Source organism: Catenibacterium sp., from assembly GCF_052354645.1.
Lineage (GTDB): Bacteria > Bacillota_I > Bacilli_A > Erysipelotrichales > Coprobacillaceae > Catenibacterium > Catenibacterium mitsuoka_A.
Genome location: NZ_DAWDDM010000091.1, coordinates 1 through 7,273, shown reverse-complemented (window position 1 = coordinate 7,273; position 7,273 = coordinate 1). Strand labels below are relative to the sequence as shown.

Here is a 7,273-nt window from a genome sequence, read left to right as displayed (position 1 = left end):
CTCATTTAGCAGGGACTGTCAACATTCTGTCCTTGACTTTTGAACCAGTTTATTCTAAACCCCTGGCATTTTAAAGCTTGAGTTAACCCCAAGTCTATTTAGTTACTCTTTATGTGAAAACGCTATGTACAAGTCACAGTCTTATTTAAGAACCTTACGTTTTGTAGATGAAGGAATATTTAATTGTTGTCTATACTTGACAATGACTCGACGTGAACAATGTAGTTCTAACTCTTCTAGTTTCTTTAGAATTTGATTATCCGAAAGTGGATGTTCTTTATCTTCACTATCAACTAATTCAACAATAGCCTTTTTAATAGAATCGCTGCTATCTCCTGAAGCAGTTTGAGAAACAAGAAGTTGTTTAAGAGGATAAACCTCACCATTAAAGCTGTAGTACTTATTATTCAATGTACGTGAAATAGTAGATTCATGAAATCCTGTTTCACTTGCAAGTTGTGATAAAGTACATGGATATAACTCATCATCATATAAGAAATAACCACTTTGGATATCAACTAAAGCATTTGCGACAAATAATACTGTTTGATTTCTCTTTGTGAGATTTTCAATTAAGAAATGTGCGTCATTAAAATAAGATTTCATATTTTCATCATTCTTTACCTTCTCATAAAGAAGATCATTTACGATGAGTTCAGGTTGATTGATAGGAGTAATCATGATATTAGAATCTTCTACCTCTATTAAAATATCTGGTGAGATAAAATCATCCTGGGATGAACTATACATATTACATGGGAATGGATTACAAGAACGTATTTCATAAAATAAATGGTCTATCTCTTCTTTTTTTAATCCTGTTTTCTGTTTAATAAGTGAATAGTTCTGAGTTAAGATAACATCTTGATAATCTCTAAATAGTGTATAGCTTTTTGTTTTATTATTATTTTTTAATTGAATGATAATTGAATCAATAGCATCAGCAGCTCCAACACCATTTGGTTCAAAAGAACGTAATATATCTAAATGAGCATCTAGCATTTCTCTATCTATATCTAAATCAGTGAGATATTGATCAATAGGGTAGGATAAGAACCCACTATCGTCTAATGATTCAATCAAATAATCCATCAAATCTTCATTATATGGAAGAGTACATGCACTTAACTGTAAATAGAGATCATCTTTTAAAGAACGTTTATTAGAAATACTTTCAATAAATTGCTGAGTATCATAGTTTTTAGGTGATTTTAGTTCTAAAAAAGGATTTGTTTCTAATACTTGTTGAACAACTTTATTGATATCATCAATGTTGTCAGTCAAGAAATCTAATGATTTTAATAGTTTTTGATTTAATTTTAATGTTTGTTTCAATGTTTGAATATATTGCATTTTTTGTTTCATATTCATCACCCCTCACTAATATATAGCAAAATTCGTGCCAATTAATGCTTAGGTGTTTACTTGAATAGTATAATGAATAACTGTTGTTGCTTACAAGTTTTATTTGCTTTATCATGAATGATGAGGTGATTTCATTGGAAGAAAAAATAATGTTATTGATCAATGGAAGAATGGATCAAAATTCATACGAAGAATGTCAATCCATCCAATTATCAAAAGAATTAAAACTAAGTAGAAATCAAGTGACTAGACTATTAAATGAACTATTTAATGACAAGAAGCTTATTAAAATCAAAACAAGCCCTGTTTTATATCTTTCAAGAGGTTCTCTTGAAAGTAAGTATAAGAAGAAGCTCTCATCAGATGAATACAAATCATTAGATGAATTGGAAGCTGAATTAAACAATCAGACAGAATTAAAGAACTTTGAAAAGCTTATTGGGTCTAATGAAAGCATGTATCAGATTGTAGAGAAGATTAAGGCAACAGTATCTTACCCTCCAGTAGGATTACCTATGTTGTTTTATGGACCAACTGGTACAGGTAAATCATTTATGGCTAAACTTACGTATGAATATTGTGTAGACACAGGCTTAATTGATGCATCTAAGAATTTTGTACAGGTGAACTGTTCAGAGTATGCCAATAACCCAGAACTACTCACAGCGAATCTGTTTGGCTATAAAAAAGGTGCTTTTACAGGTGCAGATAGTGATAACTTAGGTTTATTACATTTTGCGGATGGCGGTGTATTATTCTTAGATGAAGTGCATTGTTTAAATGCTGAATGTCAGGAAAAATTATTCCTTTATATGGACCAGGGAATCTATCACTTAGTAGGTGATAATAATAAGTGGTATAAATCTAAATGTAGAATTATATTTGCGACAACAGAAGTACCACAAAAAGCATTATTAAAAACATTCTTAAGACGTATTCCTGTAATTCTTACAATTCCATCTCTTGCCCAAAGAGGAGAAAATGAAAAACTAGAACTCATGTATAACTTCTTAAAGAATGAAGAGAAGCGTGTAAACAAAACAATTCTTATTTCATCCAATGTTTATGAGTTATTACTGAATCATACATTTGTAGGAAATATTGGTGAACTAACTAATACGATTCAGGCAAGCTGTGTAAGTGCGTTATATAAAAGTAGTTCAGATACATTAGAAATTCATGCTTATGATTTACCTGATAGTATCAGGAACAGTATAGATGTCTCTTCTATGGTTATGAAGAAGCATAAGCTTGTATCTCTTAATACACTTCTTCCTATATCAGATCAGGGCATCATTAAAGATTTTTATCAATCATTAATTAATATTAAAAGAGACCATTCATTTGCAGTAAATGCACAGAATACTGTAGATAGATATTTTGAGAAGCTTATATTTAATGATAATCGTGCAGATTCAATTGATTATCTTACAAACTATCTCGAAAAGATATTTAATAATATCACTGAACATTACGGCTTTAGGACTTCACATAATGAGTTGATTGCACTTGCAACATATGTTTCAGAATTCTCTAAGAATACATATCTCACACATAACTGGATCAATGAGAATTATGATGAAGTAAAAAACTTAAAGAAATATCTAAAACTTGAATTTCATCGTGAATATGAAATAGGGCAGGAAGTTTCTCATTACTTAAAGAATAATATGAACCAGGATATTGATGAGTTTGTAGAATGTATTATCTGTATTTGTATGATTAAGTATTTTGCACATTCTGGTGAAGATCTCACAATTGCGGTTATTATTGCGCATGGTTATTCAACTGCAAGTTCTATTGCGGAAGCAGCCAATAGAATGTTGAATAGTTATATATTTGATGCGATTGATATGCCATTAGATGTGGATGTACAAACTATTACAAGAAAGATTAATGATTACATTGCACATGTTGGTAATATCTCAAAACTTTATTTATTAGTTGATATGGGTTCTCTTGAAGAAATATATCAGGGATTAGATACAAGTAATGCAGATATTGCCTTAGTAAACAATATTAATACTAAATGTGCGTTAGAAATAGGACAGGGAATTAAACTCAATAAAACAGTGACTGAAGTAATTGATTCTATTCTTAAGGAAAACATCTATAAAACGCATATAGAACTTAAGAAAAAGAAAGACCCTATTGTAATCTGTTCTTGTGCATCAGGAGTTGGTACAGCGAATAAAATCAAAGAAATCTTATTCAATTCTTTACCTGAAGATTCTAATTTAAAGATTATTACTTATGATTATCCTGCTTTAATACGTAAACAGGTCTATGATCAGTTAATGAATGATTATGAGGTTGTATGTGTCATTGGAACACTTGATCCAAATATTGAATCTATGAAATATATAGGTATACAGGAATTGATTATTAATGAGGGTCAGAATGCGATAGAAGTATATTTTGGAAAGTATATGACTCAAGCTCAGATGGAGGTATTCGAAAAGAATATCTTACGTAATTTCACATTATCCAATGTTATGAATAACTTAACTATATTAAATCCAGATAAACTACTAGAACATGTAGCGAAAGCAATTGATCATCTACAGAATATCTTACATAAGAGATTTAAGAATAGAACATGCTTTGGATTATATGTTCATATCTGTTGTCTTGTAGAAAGATTAGTTACAAGACAAGCTATTTCAAACTTTACTGATCAAGACTTTAAAGAAAAGCATCAAGAGTTTATAGATCAAGTAAATATCTCAATGAAAGAAGTTAAAACATACTACAATGTTGAGATTCCAGATGAAGAAATAGAATATATATACAACTATATTATTAATGATTAGTGTGCTATTAATTGGCACACTTTTTGCTTGTTTAAAAGTGAAAGTTAGTTGTACAGATCAAGTGCAAAGATCTATAAACTGGCATGAAGCTTGCTTGAGTATAAGTGGAAGTTAGTTGTACAGATTAAGCGTAAAGATCTATAAACTGGCACAAAGTTTGCTTAAGCATAAGTGGAAGCTAGTTGTACGGATCAAGCATAAAGATCTGTAAACTGGCACAAAGCTTGCTTGAGTATAAGTGGAAGTTAGTTCTACAGATTGAACGTAATTGATCTACAAACTGGCACGAAGCTTGCTTGGGTATAAGTGGAAGTTAGTTCTACGAATTAAGCGTAAAGATCTACAAACTAGCTCAAAGCTTGCATGAACTAAAAAGAAAAGAAAGGAGTGCAGAGAATATGGCAAAAATCATACTTGCATCACACGGAGGATTATCTAAAGGGATGAAAGATTCAGTTTCTATGATTGTTGGAGATTTAGCTAAGGATATAGAAACATATAGCTTGCTTCCTGGACAAAATCCTGAAGACTTTTATCAAGAAGTTTTGAAAGAAGCAAAAGAGAGTGATGAACAAATCTTAATCTTGTGTGATATCAAAGGTGGAAGTGTTCACACAGCTTTATCTAAACTTGCAGTATTAGATAATGTAATGGTCTTCTCAGGAATGAACATGGGATTAGTATTAGATGCAGTAATGAAAGGCTTGAACGGAAAACTTGAATTAGCAGAAGCGAACGATTTAATCGAAGCAGCTAAAGATGGAATGACTGTTATGAATGGAATAACAAGCGAAGATGATGAAGATTTCTAATAGGAGGAGAAGAAAATGATTAAATTATTAAGAGTGGATCACAGATTGTTACATGGTCAAGTTGCTTTTTCTTGGAAAAATGCAGTTGAAGCAGATTGTATCTTAATTGCATGCGATGCAGTTATGAAAGATGATTTAAGAAAAACTTCAATCAAGATGGCAAAACCAAGTGGTGTTAAATTAGTTATCAAAAGTATGGATGATGCAGTAAAAGCAATCAACAGTGGTGTTACAGACAAATATAAATTATTAACTGTAGTTGAATCTATTAAGGATGCTGAAAGATTGTGTAAAGAATGCAACATCAAAAAGTTAAATCTTGGTGGTACTAAGGCAACTGCTGAAACTCGTAATATTTCAAAAGCAATGAATATTACACCAGCAGAAGAAACAATTTTAAAAGGATTATGTGAATCAGGTGTGGATGTAACAATTCAGATGGTTCCAGAAGATAATCCAGTAAATGTAGAAAAAGTTTTATAGGAGGAGAAATATGTTACTACAAGCAATTTTACTTGGCTTGGTAGCAATGCTTGGAAATGCTGAGTATTTGTTCGGTACAAGTTTGTTGTCAAGACCATTGGTTATGGGTACTTTAACAGGTATTGTACTTGGTGATGTACAAACAGGTGTTACTTTAGGTGCAACATTAGAATTAGCATTTATGGGAGCTTTCTCAATCGGTGCTAGTATTCCACCTGAAATGATTTCAGGAACTGTATTAGGAACAGCTTTCACAATTACAACAGGAGCTGGACCGGAAACTGCATTGACTGTAGGTTTACCAGTTGCTTCATTAGTATTAATTGCAAAGAACGTTGGAATGGTATTCATCTTACCTCCATTTGTTCATAAAGCAGATAAATATGCAGCTGAAGGAAATATGGCTGGAGTTGCTAGAATGCACTTATTAGGTGGATTCTTCGGTGTTAACTTAATTATCGGTGTGATTGTAGGATGTGGTTACTATGCTGGTGGACCAGCTGTACAGGCTTTATTAAATGTCATTCCTAAATGGATTTCAAATGGTTTACAGATCACAATGGGATTATTACCTGCAATTGGGTTCGGTTTATTATTAATGATGATTATGGACAAAGAAGTTGCATGTTTCTTCTTCTTAGGATTCGCATTAAGCGTATACTTAAAGATTCCAGTAACAGCAATCGCAATTTTTGGAGTTATCATTGCTATCGTATTAACTCAGTTACGTAGTAATTCAGCTCAAACAGCAACAGAAGGAGGAGTAGATGAAGATGACGACTTCTAATAAATTAACTAAAAAAGAGTTAAATCAAGTATTCTGGCGTTCATTCGGTTTGGAATGGTCTTGGAACTATGAAAGACAGATGAATATGTCATACTGCTATAGTATGTTACCAGTTATCAAAAAGTTGTATCCAAATAAAGAAGATCAAGTTGCAGCTATGAAGCGTCACTTAGAATTCTTCAACACAACTCCACAATTGGCAACATTAATCTTAGGTATTAGTGCTGCTATGGAAGAAAGTAACGCAAATGATCCTGAATTTGATACAGAAAGTATCAACAATGTAAAGGTTTCATTAATGGGACCTTTAGCAGGTATTGGTGATTCATTCATCTGGGGAACATTACGTATTATCGCTACTGGTGTTGGTTTATCTCTAGCAAATCAAGGAAATATCTTAGGACCTATCTTATTCTTATTAATCTTCAACCTTCCAGCTCAGGGATTACGTTATTATTTAATGAATGCTGGTTATAAATTAGGTAGTGGATTCTTGGCTAAGATCCAGCAGAATGGATTAATGTCAAAACTTACTTATGCAGCAAGTGTTTTAGGATTGATGGTTGTTGGTGGTATGACTGCTGAAAACGTATCAATCAGTTTCCCATTGAAGTTTGGTTCTGGTAATGAAGCAACTACATTGAATTCTGTATTCAATAATATCATGCCTGGTTTAATGCCATTATTATTCACATTACTAGTTTACTACTTATTGAAAAAGAAAAATGTTAAGACAACTACATTATTGTTAATCTGCGTTGTGATCGGATTAGTCGGAGCATTCTTTGGTATTTTAGGTTGTTAATAAATTTTAAAAAAAAACGGAGGAAAAGAAAATGGAAATGATTAAATTTAATGAACAGGAAAAAATCGATAGCGTAAATGGCGCATTAGCTTTACGCCCTCAGATCAACGAAATCGTTGATGAAATCTGCGAACATGGATATTCAAACATCTGCTGGTTAGGTGTTGGTGGTACTTGGGCAAGTGCTATGCAGGCTACAGTACACATG

Annotated in this window: 6 protein-coding genes; 5 read left to right on the top strand and 1 reads right to left on the bottom strand. The window is 32.1% G+C overall.

Features of this window, described 5'->3' with window-relative positions:
• Positions 1-141: 141 nt before the first annotated feature.
• Positions 142-1,365 carry an RNA polymerase factor sigma-54 gene (locus ACT8VG_RS05515; RefSeq protein WP_288706372.1) on the bottom strand — a complete coding sequence of 408 codons (1,224 nt, stop codon included), beginning with the start codon at positions 1,363-1,365 and terminating at the stop codon, positions 142-144.
• 125 nt (positions 1,366-1,490) lie between these two features.
• Between ACT8VG_RS05515 and ACT8VG_RS05510 the strand changes: the two genes are divergently transcribed.
• The 5 genes from ACT8VG_RS05510 (at position 1,491) to ACT8VG_RS05490 (ending at position 7,065) form a co-directional block, all read left to right on the top strand.
• Complete coding sequence (locus ACT8VG_RS05510) at positions 1,491-4,178, top strand: sigma 54-interacting transcriptional regulator (RefSeq protein WP_444195362.1); 2,688 nt, start codon at positions 1,491-1,493, stop codon at positions 4,176-4,178.
• 398 nt (positions 4,179-4,576) lie between these two features.
• The gene (locus ACT8VG_RS05505; RefSeq protein ID WP_040389577.1) at positions 4,577-4,990 is read left to right on the top strand and encodes a PTS sugar transporter subunit IIA; all 414 of its coding nucleotides are present in this window, start codon (positions 4,577-4,579) and stop codon (positions 4,988-4,990) included.
• 15 nt (positions 4,991-5,005) lie between these two features.
• Entirely contained in the window at positions 5,006-5,473 is a 468-nt protein-coding gene (locus ACT8VG_RS05500) for a PTS sugar transporter subunit IIB (RefSeq protein ID WP_006504553.1), read from the top strand.
• A gap of 10 nt (positions 5,474-5,483) precedes the next feature.
• Positions 5,484-6,260, top strand: a complete 777-nt coding sequence (locus ACT8VG_RS05495; protein WP_217747116.1) for a PTS mannose/fructose/sorbose/N-acetylgalactosamine transporter subunit IIC — start codon at positions 5,484-5,486, stop codon at positions 6,258-6,260.
• The gene (locus tag ACT8VG_RS05490) at positions 6,241-7,065 is read left to right on the top strand and encodes a PTS system mannose/fructose/sorbose family transporter subunit IID (RefSeq protein ID WP_006504551.1); all 825 of its coding nucleotides are present in this window, start codon (positions 6,241-6,243) and stop codon (positions 7,063-7,065) included. The genes ACT8VG_RS05495 and ACT8VG_RS05490 overlap by 20 nt, the downstream gene beginning before the upstream one ends.
• The last annotated feature ends 208 nt before the right edge of the window (positions 7,066-7,273 follow it).

What these genes read in the sequence shown, in the direction of transcription:
- ACT8VG_RS05515 (WP_288706372.1), bottom strand. Translation starts at nt 1,365, where the DNA reads ATGAAACAAAAAATGCAATATATTCAAACATTGAAACAAACATTAAAA.
- ACT8VG_RS05495 (WP_217747116.1), top strand. Translation starts at nt 5,484, where the DNA reads ATGTTACTACAAGCAATTTTACTTGGCTTGGTAGCAATGCTTGGAAAT.
- ACT8VG_RS05500 (WP_006504553.1), top strand. Translation starts at nt 5,006, where the DNA reads ATGATTAAATTATTAAGAGTGGATCACAGATTGTTACATGGTCAAGTT.
- ACT8VG_RS05490 (WP_006504551.1), top strand. Translation starts at nt 6,241, where the DNA reads ATGAAGATGACGACTTCTAATAAATTAACTAAAAAAGAGTTAAATCAA.
- ACT8VG_RS05505 (WP_040389577.1), top strand. Translation starts at nt 4,577, where the DNA reads ATGGCAAAAATCATACTTGCATCACACGGAGGATTATCTAAAGGGATG.